Below are 17851 nucleotides of genomic sequence, written 5' to 3'. Positions count from 1 at the left end.
TTGGGGTTGTGCTCGTGAAAGCCGCGAAATTGTAGCCGAGCGGGCCTTTCCGGACAAGGCTTTAGCAGGTCTTACTGGGCCGAAGCCCAGCGGAACAGCCTCTTCGGCCGCAGCGAACCGTCTTCACGCAGCTCGCCCAGGCCGAGGGACCGGCCGTTCAGGTCTGTGATGTTGATCGTTTCGGCCGGGGCCATGCCGGTGATCGGCAGCACCTGGCCCTGCCCCAGTCGGCGCGCCTGGTCCGGATCCAGCGCAAGGGCCGGGAAATGTGACAGCAGCCCGGCCTCGACCGGCAGCAGCCGGGCCTCGAGGGCCGCCTCGCCCGCCATGGCCAGCTGCTGCAGCTGGTCCATCGTCGCCATGTCCGGGGACCGGAACGGTTCGACCCAGGTTCGGCGCAGGGCCGCGATGTGCCCGCCGCAGCCCAGGACTTCGCCCAGGTCGCGGGCCAGGCTGCGGATATAGGTGCCGGAGCCGCAGGTTACGGCCAGGCGCAGGCGTGGGCCGTCCAGGGACAGCAGCTCGATGGCATCAACCTCGACCTCGCGTTCGGGCACCTCGATGACCTCGCCGCGGCGGGCCTTGGCGTACAGCGGCTCGCCACCCTGCTTGAGCGCGGAATAGATCGGCGGGCGCTGCCGTATGCGGCCCAGGAAGGGCTGCAATGCCGCCTCGATCGTGGCGCGGTCCAGCGCCGTAACCGGGCGCTCGCGCAGCGGCAGGCCATCGGCGTCGTCGGTGTCGGTGGTGAGACCCAGCACCACTTCGGCCTCGTAGGCCTTGCGGCCGCCCAGCAGCAGGCCGGCGATCTTGGTCGCTTCGCCGAAACACAGGGGCAGCAGGCCGGTGGCCAGGGGGTCGAGCGCGCCGGTGTGGCCGCCCTTTTCGGCACGGAACAGGCGGCGCACGTCCTGCAGGGCCTGGTTGGAACTCAGGCCCGCGGGTTTGTCCAGCAGCAGGATGCCGTCGAGCGGGCGGAAGATCGTGCGGCCCACGGGCGGGCCTCAGTCTTCGGCAGGACCGGGCGGGTTCTCGCGCAGCAGCTTCTCGATGCGCTCGCCCTTGTCGACCGAATCGTCGTAGAAGAAGTGGATCTCGGGCACGTGGCGCATGCGCACCGCCTGGCCGAGCTGGTAACGCAGTTCGGGCGACAGTTCCTTGAGCGCCTTGACCGCCGCCGGGCCCTGTTCGGCCAGCAGCGCGGTGACGAAGACCTTGGCGTGGGCCAGATCGCGCGTCACCTCGACGTCGGACACGCTGACCGACGGCAGGCCATGGTCGCGCACCGCCTGGTGCACGATCAGGCCGATGTCGCGCCGCAGCTGGGCCGCGACGCGGTCGGTGCGATGGAAGCTCTTGGTCGCCATGGGTTCGGGCGCGCCTTACAGCGTGCGCTGGACCTCGATGCGCTCGAAGCATTCGATCTGGTCGCCCGGCTGCACGTCGTTGTAGGCCTTCACCGCGATGCCGCACTCGACGCCGCTGCGGACCTCTTCGACGTTGTCCTTGAAGCGGCGCAGCGATTCCAGCTCGCCCTCGAACACCACGACCGAGTTGCGCAGCACGCGGATCGGCTTGGACTTCCTGACCGTGCCCTCGATGACCAGGAGCCGGCGACCGCACCGAACTTGGAGCTGCGGAACACGTCGCGCACCTCGGCCACGCCCAGGATCTCTTCGCGGATCTCCACGCCCAGCAGGCCGGAAGCCACCTGCTTCACCTGGTCGATGACGTCGTAGATGATCGAGAAGTAGCGCAGGTCGAGGCCGTTGGACTCGATGATGCGGCGGGCGCTGGCGTCGGCACGCACGTTGAAGCCGATGATGACGGCCTTCGAGGTCGCCGCCAGGGTGGCGTCGGACTCGGTGATGCCGCCCACGCCGGAACTGATGACGTTGATCTTGATCAGCTCGTTGGACAGCGCGACCAGGGCCTGGCGCAGCGCCTCCACCGAACCCTGCACGTCGGCCTTGACCAGCAGGTTGAGCGTGGCCTGGTCCTTGTCCTGGCCCATCGAGGCCATGATGTCTTCCATGCGCGAACCGGCGGTGGCGACCAGGCGCGACTCGCGGCGCTTGGCGTCGCGCTGCTGGGCGACTTCCTTGGCGAGGCGCTCGTCGGCCACGACCACGAAGTCGTCGCCGGCATCGGGCACGCCCGACAGGCCGAGCACCTGCACCGGGATCGACGGCGCGGCGGAATCGACCTGCTTGCCGTTTTCGTCGAACAGGGCGCGGACGCGGCCGTAATGCACGCCGCAGACCAGGTAGTCGCTCTTCTTGAGCGTGCCCTGCTGCACCAGCACGGTGGCGACCGGGCCGCGGCCCTTGTCGAGTGCGGATTCGATGACCACGCCGGTGGCACGGGCGTCGTAGACGGCGGTGAGTTCCATCACCTCGGCCTGCACGGCAATCGCGTCCAGCAGGGCGTCCACGCCCATGCCGGTCTTGGCCGAGATCGGCACGAACTGCACGTCGCCGCCCCACTCTTCCGGCACCACTTCAAGCTTGACCAGGCCCTGCTTGACGTTGTCCGGGTTGGCTTCCGGCTTGTCCATCTTGTTGACGGCGATCAGCAGCGGCACCTTGGCGGCGCGCGCGTGGTTGACCGCTTCCACCGTCTGCGGCATCACGCCGTCGTCGGCCGCGACCACCAGCACCACGATGTCGGTGAGCTTGGCGCCGCGGGCGCGCATGGCGGTGAACGCCGAGTGGCCCGGGGTGTCGAGGAAGCTGATGACGCCCTTGTCGGTTTCGACATGGTAGGCGCCGATGTGCTGGGTGATGCCGCCGGCTTCGCCCGAGGCGACCTTGGTGCGGCGGATGTAGTCCAGCAGCGAGGTCTTGCCGTGGTCGACGTGGCCCATGATGGTGACCACCGGCGGACGCACCTTGCGCTCGCCCTGGATCTCGTCCTGGTGCGCGACCAGCGCGACCTCGGCGTCGTCCTCGACGCTCTTGCTGGCCTTGTGGCCGAGTTCTTCGACCACCAGCACCGCGGTGTCGTGGTCGATCACCTGGTTGATGGTGGCCATCACGCCCATCTTGAACAGCGCGCGCACCACTTCGCCGCCCTTCATGGCCAGCTTCACGGCCAGGTCGGCGACGGTGATGGACTCACCGATGTAGACGTCGCGCACGATCGGCGCGGTCGGACGCGAGAAGCCGTGCTGGCCGCTGGCCGTGCGCGACGGTTCCGGCGCGCGCAGCTTGGGCTTCTTGCGGTTGCCGGCGGCGCCGCGGCGGGCGCGCTCGGAGTCGGTCAGGTGCAACTGGCCGGCGGCGAAGCGGTTGGCCGCGCCTTCCTCGCCCTCGTTGTCGACCATGGCGTGCGAACCGCGCACGGCCTTGTTCTTGGCCGCGGGCTGCTGCTTGTTGGCACCGCCCGCGGGCGGGCGGTTCGGGCCGCCCGGGCCCGGGCGGGCCGACGGGCCGGGCTTGCGCTCGGGCGGCTTGGGTTCGCTGCGCGCCTTGCGCGGCTCGTGGATGACGATGGCGCCCGGAGCGACCGGTGCGGCTTCCGGCACGCTGGCAGCTTCTTCCGGTTCCGCGGCGGCGCGGGCCTGCTCGGCGGCGGCGGCCACGCGGGCGGCCTCCTCGGCGTCGCGCTCGAGCTTGCGCTTGCGGTCGGTTTCGCTGAGCGCGGCCAGTTCGGCCTCGTTGCGGGCCTTGGACTCTTCGAGCTTGCGCAGGGCGTCCTGGCGCTCGTCGGTGACCGGCGCGTCGACGTCGTCGCGCTTGACGTAGGTGCGCTTCTGGCGGACTTCGACGGTGACCGTGGACTTGGTCTTGCCGGCGTTGACGGTCAGCTCTTCCTGCTTGCGGCGCTGCAGGGTGATCTTCTTCGGCGTCGAGACTTCCGCCGGCTTCTCGTCCTTGCCGTGCGTGCGGCGCAGGAAGCCGAGCAGCTTCATTTTCTCGGTGCTGCTGACCACCTGGTCCGGCCCGCTGAAGGCCATGCCGGCACCGGCCAGCTGCTCGAGCAGCTTCTCGGTGGGCATACCCAGCACTTTGGCCAGCGAAGCTACGGTGACTTCAGACATTGGTTGGTGATTCCTTGGGGCTGCGCGCCGTGGCGCGCGTGGTGTTTCCGGGAAGAACGTGCCGCTCGAACCGCGTGACGCCGGCTTATTCGAACCAGTGCGCGCGGGCCGCCATGATCAGCTTGGCGGCACGTTCGTCGTCCATGTCGTCCATGTCGGTCAGCTCGTCGGTGGCCAGTTCGGCCAGGTCGTCGCGCGTGACCACGCCGCGGGCGGCCAGGGCATAAGCCAGGGTCTCGTCCATGCCGTCCAGGGACAGCAGGTCGTCGGCCGGCTTGTGTTCCTCGATTTCCTCTTCGACCGCCAGCGCCTCAGTGAGCAGGGCGTCGCGGGCGCGGGCGCGCAGTTCCTCGACGATGTCCTCGTCGAAGCCCTCGACCGCCAGCAGCTCGGCGGCCGGCACGTAGGCGATTTCCTCGACGGTGCTGAAACCTTCGGCCACCAGGATGCCGGCGATTTCCTCGTCGACTTCCAGCTTGTCCATGAACAGCTGGCGCGCGGCGGCCTGTTCGGTCTCCGACTTCGCAGTCACCTGGTCCTGGGTCATGACGTTGAGCTGCCAGCCGGTCAGGCGGCTGGCCAGGCGCACGTTCTGGCCGCCCTTGCCGATCGCCTGGGCGAGCTTGTCCTCGGCGACCGCGAGGTCCATCGAGTGCTTTTCCTCATCGACGATGATCGACTGCACTTCGGCCGGGGCCATGGCGTTGATGACGAACTGCGCCGGGTTGTCCGACCACAGCACGATGTCGATGCGCTCGCCGTTGAGTTCGTTCGAGACCGCCTGCACGCGCGAACCGCGCATGCCGATGCAGGCGCCGATCGGGTCGGTGCGGTGGTCGTGGGCCAGCACGGCGATCTTGGCGCGGTCGCCGGCGTCGCGGGCGGCGGCCTTGATCTCGACCAGGCCCTGGCCGACTTCCGGCACCTCGAGCTTGAACAGTTCGATCATGAATTCCGGTGCGGTGCGGCTGATGAACAGCTGCGGGCCGCGGGTCTCGGCGCGCACGTCCAGCAGGTAGCCGCGCACGCGGTCGCCCGGGCGCAGCACGTCGCGCGGGATGGCCTTGTCCTTGGGAATGAAGGCCTCGGCGTTGCCGCCCAGGTCCACGTAGACGTTGCCACGCTCGACGCGCTTGACGATGCCGTTGACCAGCTCGCCGATGCGGTCGCGCCAGGCATCCACCACCTGGGTGCGCTCGGCTTCGCGCACGCGCTGCACGATCACCTGCTTGGCAGCCTGGGCGGCGATGCGGCCGAACTCGGCGTTCTCGACCTGGTGCTCGACGAAGTCGCCGACTTCGGCGCCTTCCTTCTCGTCCACCGCGTCCATCAGGCGGATCTGGCGCTCCGGCGACTCCATCACCACGTCGTCGGCCACGACCTCCCAGCGGCGGAAGGTCTCGTAGCTGCCGTCCTTCGGATTGATGGACACGCGCACGGACACGTCCTGCTCGTGGTAGCGCTTCTTGGCGGCCGAGGCCAGCGCGGCCTCCATCGCCTCGATGATCACGGCGCGCGGCACGCCCTTCTCGTTGGCCACCGCTTCCATCACCAGCAACAGTTCCTTGCTCATCTTTTCCAGCTCCGTTCAAGGCGGCTCGGCCGCCCCAGGGTTGATCAGGATTCTTTCTTGGTCTTGCGGCGCTTGCCGTCCGGACCGGTGGGCTTGGGCTGGGCCGCGAGGCCCAGGGCGACCAGGTCGGGGACCAGGCGCGCCTTCTCGATATTGTCGTGCGCGACGCGCATGTCGCCGGCCTCGTGCGCCAGCAGCACCTCGTCGCCTTCCACGCCGGTGATGCGGGCGATGAAACGGCGGCGGCCGTCCTGCGCCAGACGCAGGGTCAGCTTGGCCTGTTCGCCGATGAAACGGCCGAACTGCTCCGCGGTGAACAGCGGGCGGTCGATACCCGGCGAGGACACCTCCAGCGTGTACTCGGACGCGATCGGGTCGGCGACGTCCAGCTGCGCCGACACTTCGCGGCTCACCGCTTCGCAGTCCTCGATGCCGACCAGGCGGCCAGGCGCGTCGATGTACAGGCGCAGCATCGCGCTGTTGCCGGTGGGCGCGAATTCCACGCCCAGCAGTTCCAGCCCGAGTGCGGCCACGGTGGGCGCGAGCAGCTCGCTGATTTCAGTCGCCTTGCCGGTCATCGGTTCGGTCCTGTCGCCTTCGCGATCTCGAATTTCGGAAACAAAAAAGGGCCGTGAGGCCCTTTTCCGGTACATCCAGGTTCCGGCTTCCCGGGCCGGCCCGAGGGGCCTGCCGGGGAAAAGCCTGTGCGCCTGGTCCTTGCGGGACCTGACGCCAGAACTGGCAGGTGGCGGGTCCGGAGACGGTCGCAAGACACGAATCCGGGCAAACCAGCCAATCAGTGGCCGCAGATGATACCGCCCCCGCCCCGGCCGGCGCAACCTGACCCGGGTCGTCGCTGTCGGGGACGGCCCCGATGGAGCCGGTGTGGAAACCCGGCCCGCACTCCGGTCCGTTGCCCATTGGGCCAACTTGTCGGCCCGTGGGGCGCGTGACAACCTAGCCCGGATCCTCGCGAAACCCCTGCCAAAAGCGGAGAGCGCAGTGGACTTGCGGTTGGAGCGCAGGGCACCCCACGCGTGAGGTCTCGCCATGGCAGATGTCGATTCGAAACCGGTCATCCTGGTCGTGGACGACACTCCGGAGAACCTCGCCCTGATGAGCGAGGTCCTGCGGGCCGACTACAAGGTCCGGCTGGCGCCCGGCGGGGAGCGTGGCCTGCAGATCGCCCGCTCCGCCCTGCCCCCGGACCTGGTCCTGCTGGACATCATGATGCCCGGCATGGACGGATACGAAGTGATGCGCCAGCTGCAGGCCGACAAGGCCACCGCCGGCATCCCGGTCATCTTCCTGACGGCCATGGCGGGCGTGGACGACGAGCGCAAGGGGCTAGACCTTGGCGCCGTCGATTACATCACCAAGCCCATCAGCCCTTCGATCGTGCAGGCGCGGGTGCGCAACCACCTGCAGCTCAAGGCGGCGCGGGATTTCCTGCAGCGCCAGAACGACTTCCTCGAGCAGGAGGTCCGCCGGCGGACCCGCCAGGTCTCGACGATCCATAAGTCACGATCCGCGCCATGGCGTCGCTGGCGGAAACCCGCGACAACGAGACCGGCAACCACATCCGGCGCACCCAGCACTACGTCAGGGCATTGGCCACGCGGCTCAGGGACCATCCGCGCTTCAGCGCGTTCTTCACGGACGCCAACATCGACCTGCTGTTCAAGTCCGCGCCCCTGCACGACATCGGCAAGGTGGGCATTCCGGACGGCATCCTGCTGAAGGAAGGCAAGCTGACGCCGGAAGAATTCGAGGTGATGAAGACCCACACCACGATTGGTCGCGATGCGATCGAACGGGCCCGGCGCGACGTCGAAGGCGATTCGGGTTTCCTCGACATGGCCGCGGAGATCGCCTACGGCCACCAGGAAAAATGGGACGGCACCGGCTACCCCCAGGGCGCCCGCGGCGACGACATCCCGATCTCCGCCCGGCTGATGGCGCTGCCGGACGTCTATGACGCCCTCATCAGCCAGCGGGTGTACAAGCCGCCGAAGACGCACGAGGAAACCGTCGAGATCCTGGTCGCGGGCCGCGGCACCCACTTCGACCCCGACATCCTGGATGCCTTCCTGGACATCCAGGATGAGTTCCGGCGCATCGCCGCGCGATTCGCCGACGGGAGCGGCGAGGAGACCTCCGCATGAAGACCTGGTTGGCTGCCATCGAGGGCTGGCGGCTTCGCCGCAAGCTCTGGTTCGGCTTCACCGGCATGCTGCTGGCGATCCTGGCGATCGGCGTCGAAAGCTACTGGAGCCAGCGGCAGCTCAATCTCCAGATCGAAAGCCTGTACAACAAGCAGCTGGTGGGCATCGCCGAGACCAAGTCGGCGCAGCTGCAGTTCGCGCATATCGGCCGGACCATCCGCATGCTGGTGCTGGCGGCGGCACCGGAGGATGAAGCGGTGGCCCGGAGCCAGCTGCGACAAGCCCGCGCGGAGTTCGACCGCGCGATCGCCGCCACCCGACAGACCCTGGAGAGCCCCGAAACCCTGCGCCACATGGCGGATTTCGAGGGGCATTTCAGGGTTTACGAGCGCAATCTCGACCGCACCATCGCGCTGGTCGACCAGGGCCACGTCGAGCAGGCCCGCCGCTTCGTTGGCCAGGTCGCGTTCCAGCAGGCCGCGGTCGCGGCCTACGACGAACTGGATCGGATCGTACGCATCAAGGACCAGGATGCCGCCGAACGGGTGGCGTTCGTGCAGGACCGCGCCAGGCAGAGTCTGCGCCGGACCCTCTTTCTGCTGGCCTTCGGTCTGTTCGCCTATTTCACCCTGGGCGGCCTGATCGGCCGCTCGATCAACGCACCGACCGAGCGCATCCGCCGCAGCGTGGACCTGCTGGCCCACGGCGAACTGGACCACGAGATCCCGCACACGCAATACCGCAATGAAATCGGCGCCCTTGCCCGCTCGGTCGCCCTGCTCCAGTCGCAGTCGCGGGAACAGGAGGATCAACGCTGGATCAAGGTCCAGCTTTCGGAGTTGTCCGCCGCCCTGCAGGAATGCGAGAACGGGCCCGATCTGTGCCGGACGCTGCTGGAACGTCTGGCACCCCTGGTCAACCTGGGCCAGGGGGTGTTCTATCGTTTCGACGGCAGCGCGCTGCACGCGTCCGCGACCTACGCCTGCTCCGGCGAATCGCGGGTGAAAACGGTCGTGGCCCTGGGCGAAGGACTGGCTGGACAGTGCGCGAAGGACCGGCAGCCGCGACTGGTCGATGACCTGCCGGCCGACTATCCGCACATTTCGTCGGGCCTGGGCTCCGCACCCCCAGGGCGCTGGGGGTGTGGCCGGTCGAACGCAACCCGCAGCTGCTGGCGGTGCTCGAGCTGGCCAGCCTCTCGCCGTGGGGCAATCGGGAAAAATCGCTCATCGCCGAGCTGCTGCCGATCCTGGCGATGAACCTCGAGATCCTGGGCCGCAACGAACGCACCCAGGACCTGCTGAGCACGCTGAAGGCCGGCCAGCACCAGCTCCAGGAAACGGAAGCATGGTTCCGCCGCATCATCGAGTCGGCGCCGGATGGCATGCTGGTCAGCGACGGGCAGGGGCGCATCATCCTGGCGAACCGCCAGATCGCATCGATGTTCGGCTATTCCGAAGACGAACTCGTGGGCCAGCCGATCGAGATCCTGGTCCCGGCCGCGCAGCGCAGCCACCATGTCGGGCTCCGGGACGATTTCATCGCCGAGGGGGAACCCGCCAGATGGCGCTCAACGACCGCGAGCTGCATGGCCAGCGGGCGGACGGCAGCCTGTTCCCGATCGAAGTCGGGCTCTCGGCGCTTCCCGCACTGGGCGACCGCGGCACCTGCGTCTGCGCATCGGTCCGCGACGTCGCCGAGCGAAAGGCGACCGAGCGCGAGATCTATTCGCAGCGTCAGCGGCTGCAGGCCCTGTTCGACGCACTTCCGGTGGGCGTGGTGCTGCTGGATGCGGAAGGCCGGGTCGCGGAGTCGAACAGCGTCGGCGCGGACCTGCTCGGCATGGGCCAGGACGGGCTGAAGACCGCGGACCTGGGCTCGTCATGGAACCTCCTGCGCAGCGACAACACACCCATGCCCGTGGACGAGTACCCGGCTTCGCGCGCCCTGGCGACCGGCGAGGTCGTGCGCAACGTGGAGATGGGCGTGCAACGCCCGCAAGGCGGCCTGGTCTGGATCAGCACCAGCGCGACACCGATCGATGCTTCAGCCGGCGGCGGCGTTGCCCTCGCGTTCGAGGACATCACCGAGCGGCGGCGCGCGGAAACCGAGATCAAACGCGTCAACTTCCTTTCCGACATGGCGCTCGAGCTCAGCGGTTGCGGCTATTGGCACGTCGATTATTCGGTGCCGGATCATTATTTCGCTTCGGAACGCGCCGCCAGGATCCTCGGCGAACCGGTCAAGCCCGACGGGCGCTACCACCTCCAGCACGAGTGGTTCGCACGACTGCAGTCGGCCGACCCGGAAGCGGCCGAGCGCACCAGCGAGCGTTACACGGGCGCGCTCGAGGGCCGGTATCCGTCTTACGACGCGATCTACCCCTACCGCAGTCCGGCCACCGGCAACCTCGTCTGGATCCACGCCGCGGGAAAGGTGATGCGCGACGAATCCACCGGTGAAGTCCGCTACATGTACGGCGTCTACCAGGACATCACCGCGCGCAAGGCGGCCGAGGACGAACTGACCCACGCCCGCGAGGCCGCGCTCGAGGCGACCCGCGCCAAGAGCGCCTTCCTGGCCAACATGAGCCACGAGATCCGCACGCCGATGAACGCCATCATCGGCATGTCCCACCTGGCCCTGCAGACCGATCTCGACGCCAGGCAGCGCAACTACATCGAGAAGGTCCATCGTGCGGGCGAGAACCTGCTGGGCATCATCAACGACATCCTGGACTTCTCGAAGATCGAGGCCGGCAAGCTGTCGATGGAACGGGTCGACTTCCGGCTGGAAGACGTGCTCGACAACCTGTCGAACATGCTGGCCATGAAGACCGACGAGAAGGGACTTGAACTGTTGTTCCAGATCCCGACCGACCTGCCCACCGCACTGGTCGGCGACCCGCTGCGGCTGGGCCAGATCCTGGTCAATCTTGGCAACAACGCCGCCAAGTTCACGGAGAAGGGCGAAGTGGTGGTTGGCGTCGAGCTGGCCGCCGCGGAAGGCGAAAACGTGGACCTGCATTTCTGGGTTCGCGACAGCGGCATCGGCATGACGCAGGAGCAGCTTTCGCGCCTGTTCGAGAGCTTCAACCAGGCCGATGCCTCGACCACCCGCAAGTACGGCGGCACGGGCCTGGGCCTGGCCATCACCAAGAACCTGGTCGAACTCATGGACGGCCGGATCTGGGTCGAGAGCGAACCGGGCCGGGGCTCGACGTTCCATTTCGAGGTCCGTTTCGGAATCCAGTCCGGCGCGACGGCGCGCCGCATGTTCATGGCCGACGAACTGCGGGACGTGCGGGTGCTGGTGGTGGACGACAATGCCGCCGCACGCGAGGTGCTTTCGGGCATGGCCGGGTCGTTCGGACTGGATGTCGAACTGGCCACGGGTGGGCGCGAGGCAATGCGCCTGGTCCTGGCCGCGGAAGAACGCAAGGAACCCTACCACCTCGTCCTGATGGACTGGCGCATGCCGGACCAGGACGGCGTGGAGACGGTGCGCCAGCTGCATGCGGCCGAACTGGCACGGATACCGGCCATCATCATGGTCACCGCGTTCGGTCGGGAGGAAGCGCTGGCGGCCGCCGGCAGCCAGGGCGTGGCCCTTCGTTCCGTGCTGACCAAACCGGTGACGCCCTCTACCCTGCTCGAGGCCATCGGCCAGGTCCTGGACCGTGGCTTCCAGTTGGAAACCCGCGCGGCCGTGAAGGTGCAGGGGCAGGCGGAAGCAACGAAAAGGCTGCGTGGAGCGCGGGTGCTGCTGGTCGAGGACAACGAGATGAACCAGGAGCTCGCGATCGAGCTGCTGACGCAGGCGGGCATGGAAGTGGTGCTGGCGGAAAACGGCGAGATCGCCTGCAACATCCTGGCGGCAGACCCGCGTTTCGACGGCGTGCTGATGGACTGCCAGATGCCGGTGATGGACGGTTACTCCGCCACGCAGAAGATCCGTTCGGACCCGGCGTTCGCGGACCTTCCCATTCTCGCGATGACCGCCAACGCGATGGCCGGAGACCGCGAAAAGGTGCTGGCCGCGGGCATGAACGACCACATCGCCAAGCCCCTGAAGGTCGCTGACATGTTCGCGACGATGGCGCGCTGGATCCGGCCGGCACAATCGTCGCAGGCAGCTGGACCGGATGCCGCGCCTGCGGCCGCCCCGCCCTTGCCGGAACTGCCGGGCATCGACCATCACGTCGGGCTTGCGAGCACCCTGGGCAATGCCGCGCTGCACCGGCGCATGCTGCTGGGCTTCCTTGCCGCCAATCGTGGTTTCGAGGCGAAGTTCCGCGCCGCGCTCGCGGGACACGATGCCGATGAACCCCTGCGCCTGGCGCACACGCTGAAAGGAACGGCGGGAACCATCGGCGCCAGCGCCGTGCAGACGGCCGCGGCAGCACTCGAAGCGGCCTGCCAGGGCGGCGCACCAACGGAAGTACTGCTGGAACAGCTTGCGCGCGAACTGCAGCCTGTCATCGCGGGACTGCAGTTGCTTGCAGAGGATGGCGCCGATCCCGTTGCCGTAGTGGCTTCGACACCACCCGACTTCGGCCCGCGACTGGCGCAGCTCAGGCTGCTGCTCGAGCAGAGCGACGCCGATGCCATCCCGCTGATCGACGAACTGCTGGCGCAATCGCGCGGCACGCCGGTGGCCGGCATCCTGTCGGCCGCCGCGAAGGACCTCGATGCCTTCCTGTTCGAGGAAGCGCTGGAAAAACTGGCCGGACTCTGACCGCGCCGGATCCGTGGCAAAAAAATGGCGACATCCATTGGATGTCGCCATTGCATTGGTCCCTGGCAGGACTAATGGTGGTAGCGGGGGCAGGATTTGAACCTGCGACCTTCGGGTTATGAGCCCGACGAGCTGCCAGACTGCTCCACCCCGCAGCAGTAGTCGCGCATTATAGGGGGCGCAGCGAATCGTGCGCAAGCCCGATGATGATCGGACGGTTCAGGTCGGGAACGCCAATCCGCACCAGGCCAGGATCGTGTCCGCGAAAAGGCCCAACACCAGCAGGGCCGCGGCGTTCACCGCGAACAGCACGCGCAGGTGGCTGTCCGGGTGCAGCCTGGCGCCCTCGCCTTCGGGTTCGTCGAAGAACATCACCTTGATCACGCGCAGGTAGTAGAAGGCGCCGATCACCGCGCAGACCACGCCGACCACGGCCAGCCACATCAGGCCGGCGTCGAGCGCGGCGAGCAGCACTTCGAGCTTGGCCCAGAAGCCCAGGAACGGCGGCACGCCGGCCAGCGAAGCCATCACGAACAGCACCAGCACGGCCTGGCCCGGGTTGCGCGACCACAGGCCCTTGAAGTCGTCCACGTTCTCGGACTCGAAGCCCTTGCGCGACAGCACGATGATCGCGCCGAAGGCCGCCGCCGACATGATCGCGTAGCTGATGGCGTAGAACATCGCCGCCGAATAGCCCAGGTTGCCGCCGTGGGCCAGGCCCATGAACAGGAAACCGACGTGCGAGATGGTCGAATAGGCCAGCATGCGCTTGAGGTTGGTCTGCGCCAGCGCCACCAGGTTGCCGATGACCAGCGACAGCGCCGCCAGCCAGGCCACCATGTCCTGCCAGTACGGATCGAGCGGGCCGACGCCGGATTCCAGCAGGCGGTAGGCCATGCCGAAGGCCGCGAGCTTGGGCGCCGAGCCGATGAACAGCGTGATCGCGGTGGGCGCGCCGTGATAGACGTCCGGCAGCCACATGTGGAACGGCGCCGCACCGAACTTGAAGGCGATGCCGACCAGCATGAACACCACGCCGAACAGCAGCAGCGTGCGGTCGCCGGTGCTGGCCGCGGCGGCGTGGATCTCGCCCAGCTGCAGGCTGCCGGTGGCACCGTAGATCATGGACATGCCGTACAGCAGCAGGCCCGAGGCCAGCGAGCCGAGCACGAAATACTTCATCGCCGCTTCGGACGAGCGCGGGTTGTCGCGGTCCATCGCCACCAGGCCGTACGAGCTCAGCGCCAGCAGCTCCAGGCCCAGGTACAGGGTGAGCATGCTGCCGGCCGAGATCATCAGCATCATGCCCAGCACCGAGAACAGGCCCAGCACGTAGAACTCGCCCTTGAACAGGCCACGGTCCTGCAGGTAGGGCTTGGCGTACACGAAGGACGCGCCGGCCACCAGGTACACGGCGATCTTCAGCACGTCGCTGGCGGTGTCGCGCACGAACAGGTTGGCGAAGCCGTACACCGGCTGCATCGCCATGTCGCGCGCGGTCAGCACCGCCGCCGCCGCCAGGATGAACAGGGCCAGGAAGTGGGTCAGGCCGCGCCGCTGGTCGGACAGGAACAGGTCCACCATCAGCAGGGCGAAGGCGGCGCCGCAGACGAAAATTTCCGGCCCCAGGGGCAGCAGGTCGGCAACGGTGGGCATCGGCAAGGCCATCGGGGTTCCCTTACAGCTTGGTGGCGGCGAGCTGGGTCAGCAGCTGCGCGATCGGTGCTTCCATGAGGTCGGTCAGCGGCTTGGGGTAAACGCCCAGCACCAGCGTGCCCAGCGCGAACACGCCCAGCACCAGCGCCTCGCGGCCGTTGATGTCGGTCAGTTCCGCGACATGGTGGTTGGCGACGTCGCCGAAGATCACGCGTTTGGTCATCCACAGCGTGTAGGCCGCGCCCAGGATCAGGGTGAAGCCGGCGCCGAAGGCGACCCAGACGTTGTACTGGAAGGCCGACAGGATGACCATGAATTCGCCGACGAAACCCGAGGTGCCCGGCAGGCCCGAGTTGGCCATGGCGAAGAAGACGAAGAAGGCGGCGAACCAGGGCATGGTGTTCACCACGCCGCCGTAGTCGCGGATCATGCGGCTGTGCATGCGGTCGTAAACCACGCCGACGCAGGAGAACATCGCGCCGGAGATGAAACCGTGCGAGATCATCTGCACCATCGCGCCCTGCAGGCCCAGCTGCGCCGCGTCGGTGTTGCCCAGCTCGCGCACCAGCGCGAAGGCGATGAAGGTGCCCAGGTGACGAAGCCCATGTGCGCGACCGACGAATAGGCGATCAGCTTCTTCATGTCGTCCTGCACCAGCGCCACCAGGCCGACATAGACCACCGCCGCCAGCGACAGGCCGATCACCAGCCAGGCCCACTCCTGCCCCGCGTCCGGCACGATCGGCAGGGTGAAGCGCAGGAAGCCGTAGCCGCCGATCTTGAGCATGATCGCCGCCAGGATCACCGAGCCGCCGGTCGGCGCCTCGACGTGCGCGTCCGGCAACCAGGTATGTACCGGGAACATCGGCACCTTCACCGAGAACGCCGCCAGGAAGGCGAAGAAGATCCACATCTGCTCGGTGGCGGTGAGCGGCAGCGCGTAGAAGTCGGCCAGTTGGAAGCTCGGGTCGCCCGCCTCCACCGTGCGCAGGTACAGGTACACCAGGCCGATCAGCATGAAGACCGAGCCCAGGAAGGTGTACAGGAAGAATTTCAGCGACGCGTACACGCGCCGCGGGCCGCCCCAGACACCGATGATGATGAACATCGGGATCAGCATGCCCTCGAAGAACACGTAGAACAGGATGGCGTCGAGCGCGCAGAACACGCCGACCATCAGGCCCTCGAGGATCAGGAAGGCGGCGAAGTACTGGTGCGCGCGGCGTTCGACCGAGGTCCAGGCGCCGATCAGCACCAGCACCGTGGTCAGCGTGGTCAGGGCGATCAGCGCGATGGACAGGCCGTCCACGCCCAGGTGGTAGCGGATGTCGAAGCTGGGGATCCAGGCCCGGTCCTCGACCAGGCGCATGGCGGCGGAGCCGTAGTCGTGGCCGGCGAACAGGAACAGGCTGGCCGCCAGCGTGGCCACCGCGACCAGCAGGGCGAAGGCCTTGGCCTGTTGGGTGCGGGCGTCGCCGAATGCCAGCGTGAGCAGGCCGCCGGCGATCGGCAGCCAGATCAGCACGCTAAGCAGGGGCCAGGTGGCTTCCATGGAGGCTTCCTTGTCGTTCTCAGGCGCCGACCGTCCGCACCAGCACCGCCAACAGGACGATGAGGCCGAGGATCATTGCGAAGGCGTAGTTGTAGAGGCGGCCGGTCTGCAGCTGGCGCAACAGTCCGGCGATGCGGTCCACCAGCAGTGCGGAACCGTTGACGAAGAAACCGTCGATCAGGCCGGCGTCGCCCCGCTTCCAGGAGAAACGGCCCAGCTTGAGGCCACCGCCGGCGAAACCCTTGATCCACAGGTCGTCGAAACCGTACTTGTTCTCGAGGATGCGGATCGGCAGCGCGAACACCTTCGCGGCGCGATCGGCGAGCGCGGGCCTGAACAGGTAGATGAACGTCGCCAGCGCGAAGCCACCGAAGGCCAGCCAGAAGGCCGGCATCATCATGCCGTGCAGGGCGAAGGCGACCGGGCCGTGGAATGCCTTCGCCCAGGCAGCCATGGCATCGTGTTCGGGCAGCACTTCGATCGCGCCACGGAAGAAATCGCCGCCCAGCATCGGGCCCACGGTGAAGAAGCCGATCAGTACCGAAGGAATGGCCAGCAGGATCAGCGGCACCGTCACCACCCAAGGCGACTCGTGTGGTTCGACCGGGCCGTGGTGGCCATGGTCGTCGTGCGCATCGTGGTGGGCGTCGGCATGCGCGTCGCCGTGGTGGTCGTCATGGCCATTGGCCTCGACCTCGCGGAAACGCTCCTTGCCGTGGAAGGTCATGTACAGCAGCCGGAAACTGTAGAAGCTGGTGACGAACACACCCAGCAGCACCGCCCAGTAGCCGTACTGCGCCACCCAGCCGTGGTTCGTGTGCGCGTTGTGCGCCGCCGCCTCGATGATGGTGTCCTTCGAGTAGAAGCCGGACAGGAACGGCGTGCCGACCAGGCCAGGGTACCGATCAGGCTGGTCCAGTAGGTGATGGGCATGTACTTGCGCAGGCCGCCCATGCGGCGCATGTCCTGCTCGTGGTGCATGCCGATGATCACGCTGCCGGCCGCCAGGAACAGCAGCGCCTTGAAGAAGGCATGGGTCATCAGGTGGTACACCGCGCCCGAGTAGGCGGACACGCCCAGCGCCACGGTCATGTAACCCAGCTGCGACAGGGTGGAATACGCCACCACGCGCTTGATGTCGTTCTGGATGATGCCGATCAGGCCGGTGAACAGGGCCGTGGTGGCGCCGATGAACAGCACGAAGTTCAGCGCCGCCTCACTCTGTTCGAACAGCGGCGACATGCGGGCGACCATGAAGATGCCTGCGGTCACCATGGTCGCGGCGTGGATCAGCGCCGAGATCGGCGTCGGGCCTTCCATCGAGTCCGGCAGCCAGACGTGCAGCGGCACCTGCGCCGACTTGCCCATCGCGCCGATGAACAGGCAGATGCAGATGAAGCTGATCACCTGCACCTCGACCGGCGAGGACAGGATGTCCATGGCGAAGCCGCCGGTGCCGACCTTGCCGGACCACAGGGTGAATGTGGAGTTCAGCTCGGCGTTGGCGGCCTGGGCGAACACGGTGGCGTAGTCCAGCGTGCCCAGCCACATCAGCACGCCGGCGATGCCCAGCAGGAATCCGAAATCGCCGACGCGGTTGACCAGGAATGCCTTGAGGTTGGCGAAGATGGCGGTCGGCCGCTTGTACCAGAAGCCGATCAGCAGGTAGGACACCAGGCCCACCGCCTCCCAGCCGAAGAACAGTTGCAGGAAGTTGTTGCTCATCACCAGCATCAGCATGCTGAAGGTGAACAGCGAAATGTAGCTGAAGAAGCGCTGGTAACCGTCGTCGTCGGCCATGTAACCGATGGTGTAGACATGCACCAGCAGCGAGACGAAGGTCACCACCACCATCATCATCGCGGTCAGCTTGTCGACCATAAAGCCGACGTGGGCGGAATAACCGCCGACCTGGAAGAAGGTATAGACGTTCTGGTTGAACGGGTCGGCATGCTCGTACACCAGCTGCCAGAGCACCTGCAGGGACAGCGCGCAGCTGACCGCGACGCCGATGATGGTGACCCAGTGCGCGCCGGCGCGGCCGACCTGCTTGCCGAAGAGGCCGGCGACGATGGCGCCCAGCAGCGGCGCCAGGGCGATGACCAGGAGCGTGTTCATGGAGATCAT

8 protein-coding genes, 1 tRNA gene and 5 pseudogenes are annotated in these 17851 nt (G+C 67.3%); 5 read left to right on the top strand and 9 right to left on the bottom strand.

The annotated features are described in order from the left end of the window. Nucleotides 1-71: 71 nt before the first annotated feature. The 5 genes and pseudogenes from truB to rimP all read right to left on the bottom strand — a co-directional run bounded on the left by truB (nucleotide 72) and on the right by rimP (nucleotide 6193). Nucleotides 72-995 (bottom strand): tRNA pseudouridine(55) synthase TruB, encoded by a 924-nt coding sequence (gene truB, locus FRZ33_RS09255; protein ID WP_227977736.1) that lies wholly within the window; start codon nucleotides 993-995, stop codon nucleotides 72-74. Between the two features lie 9 nt (nucleotides 996-1004). Then, complete coding sequence (gene rbfA, locus FRZ33_RS09250) at nucleotides 1005-1367, bottom strand: 30S ribosome-binding factor RbfA (RefSeq protein WP_146909231.1); 363 nt, start codon at nucleotides 1365-1367, stop codon at nucleotides 1005-1007. Nucleotides 1368-1382: 15 nt separating this feature from the next. Further along, nucleotides 1383-4042: pseudogene (gene infB, locus FRZ33_RS09245) on the bottom strand (translation initiation factor IF-2). A gap of 85 nt (nucleotides 4043-4127) precedes the next feature. Continuing rightward, nucleotides 4128-5615 carry a transcription termination factor NusA gene (gene nusA, locus FRZ33_RS09240; RefSeq protein ID WP_146909229.1) on the bottom strand — a complete coding sequence of 496 codons (1488 nt, stop codon included), beginning with the start codon at nucleotides 5613-5615 and terminating at the stop codon, nucleotides 4128-4130. A 44-nt stretch (nucleotides 5616-5659) separates the two neighbouring features. Further along, the gene (gene rimP, locus FRZ33_RS09235) at nucleotides 5660-6193 is read right to left on the bottom strand and encodes a ribosome maturation factor RimP (RefSeq protein ID WP_146909228.1); all 534 of its coding nucleotides are present in this window, start codon (nucleotides 6191-6193) and stop codon (nucleotides 5660-5662) included. 472 nt (nucleotides 6194-6665) lie between these two features. On the opposite strand from rimP, the pseudogene FRZ33_RS16245 reads away from it, so the two are divergent. From FRZ33_RS16245 to FRZ33_RS09215, 5 genes and pseudogenes are all read left to right on the top strand, one after another. Next, a pseudogene (locus FRZ33_RS16245) lies at nucleotides 6666-6968 on the top strand (response regulator); the annotation flags it as partial. A 182-nt stretch (nucleotides 6969-7150) separates the two neighbouring features. Continuing rightward, complete coding sequence (locus tag FRZ33_RS16240) at nucleotides 7151-7780, top strand: HD-GYP domain-containing protein (RefSeq protein WP_227977734.1); 630 nt, start codon at nucleotides 7151-7153, stop codon at nucleotides 7778-7780. Beyond that, nucleotides 7777-9039 (top strand): MCP four helix bundle domain-containing protein, encoded by a 1263-nt coding sequence (locus tag FRZ33_RS09225; protein ID WP_146909226.1) that lies wholly within the window; start codon nucleotides 7777-7779, stop codon nucleotides 9037-9039. Before FRZ33_RS16240 ends, FRZ33_RS09225 begins: the two co-directional genes overlap by 4 nt. Continuing rightward, nucleotides 9036-9326, top strand: a pseudogene (locus FRZ33_RS17720) (PAS domain S-box protein); the annotation flags it as partial. The gene FRZ33_RS09225 and the pseudogene FRZ33_RS17720, both read left to right, overlap by 4 nt. 17 nt (nucleotides 9327-9343) lie before the next feature. Further along, nucleotides 9344-12517, top strand: coding sequence for a response regulator (locus tag FRZ33_RS09215; protein WP_146909223.1), 3174 nt, complete (start codon nucleotides 9344-9346; stop codon nucleotides 12515-12517). A 78-nt stretch (nucleotides 12518-12595) separates the two neighbouring features. On the opposite strand, the gene FRZ33_RS09210 is transcribed toward FRZ33_RS09215, so the two are convergent. The 4 genes and pseudogenes from FRZ33_RS09210 to nuoL all read right to left on the bottom strand — a co-directional run bounded on the left by FRZ33_RS09210 (nucleotide 12596) and on the right by nuoL (nucleotide 17851). Then, a tRNA-Met gene (locus FRZ33_RS09210) sits at nucleotides 12596-12672 on the bottom strand. 64 nt (nucleotides 12673-12736) lie between these two features. After that, nucleotides 12737-14185, bottom strand: a complete 1449-nt coding sequence (gene nuoN / locus FRZ33_RS09205; RefSeq protein ID WP_146909221.1) for an NADH-quinone oxidoreductase subunit NuoN — start codon at nucleotides 14183-14185, stop codon at nucleotides 12737-12739. Between the two features lie 10 nt (nucleotides 14186-14195). Next, a pseudogene (locus FRZ33_RS09200) lies at nucleotides 14196-15724 on the bottom strand (NADH-quinone oxidoreductase subunit M). Between the two features lie 19 nt (nucleotides 15725-15743). Continuing rightward, nucleotides 15744-17851 (bottom strand): annotated as a pseudogene (gene nuoL / locus FRZ33_RS09195) (NADH-quinone oxidoreductase subunit L).

The sequence above is a fragment of the Arenimonas daejeonensis genome, assembly GCF_007993735.1.
GTDB classification, from domain to species: domain Bacteria; phylum Pseudomonadota; class Gammaproteobacteria; order Xanthomonadales; family Xanthomonadaceae; genus Arenimonas; species Arenimonas daejeonensis.
The sequence above is the reverse complement of the archived record's forward strand: the minus strand, read 5'-3'. Positions and strand labels throughout refer to the sequence as shown.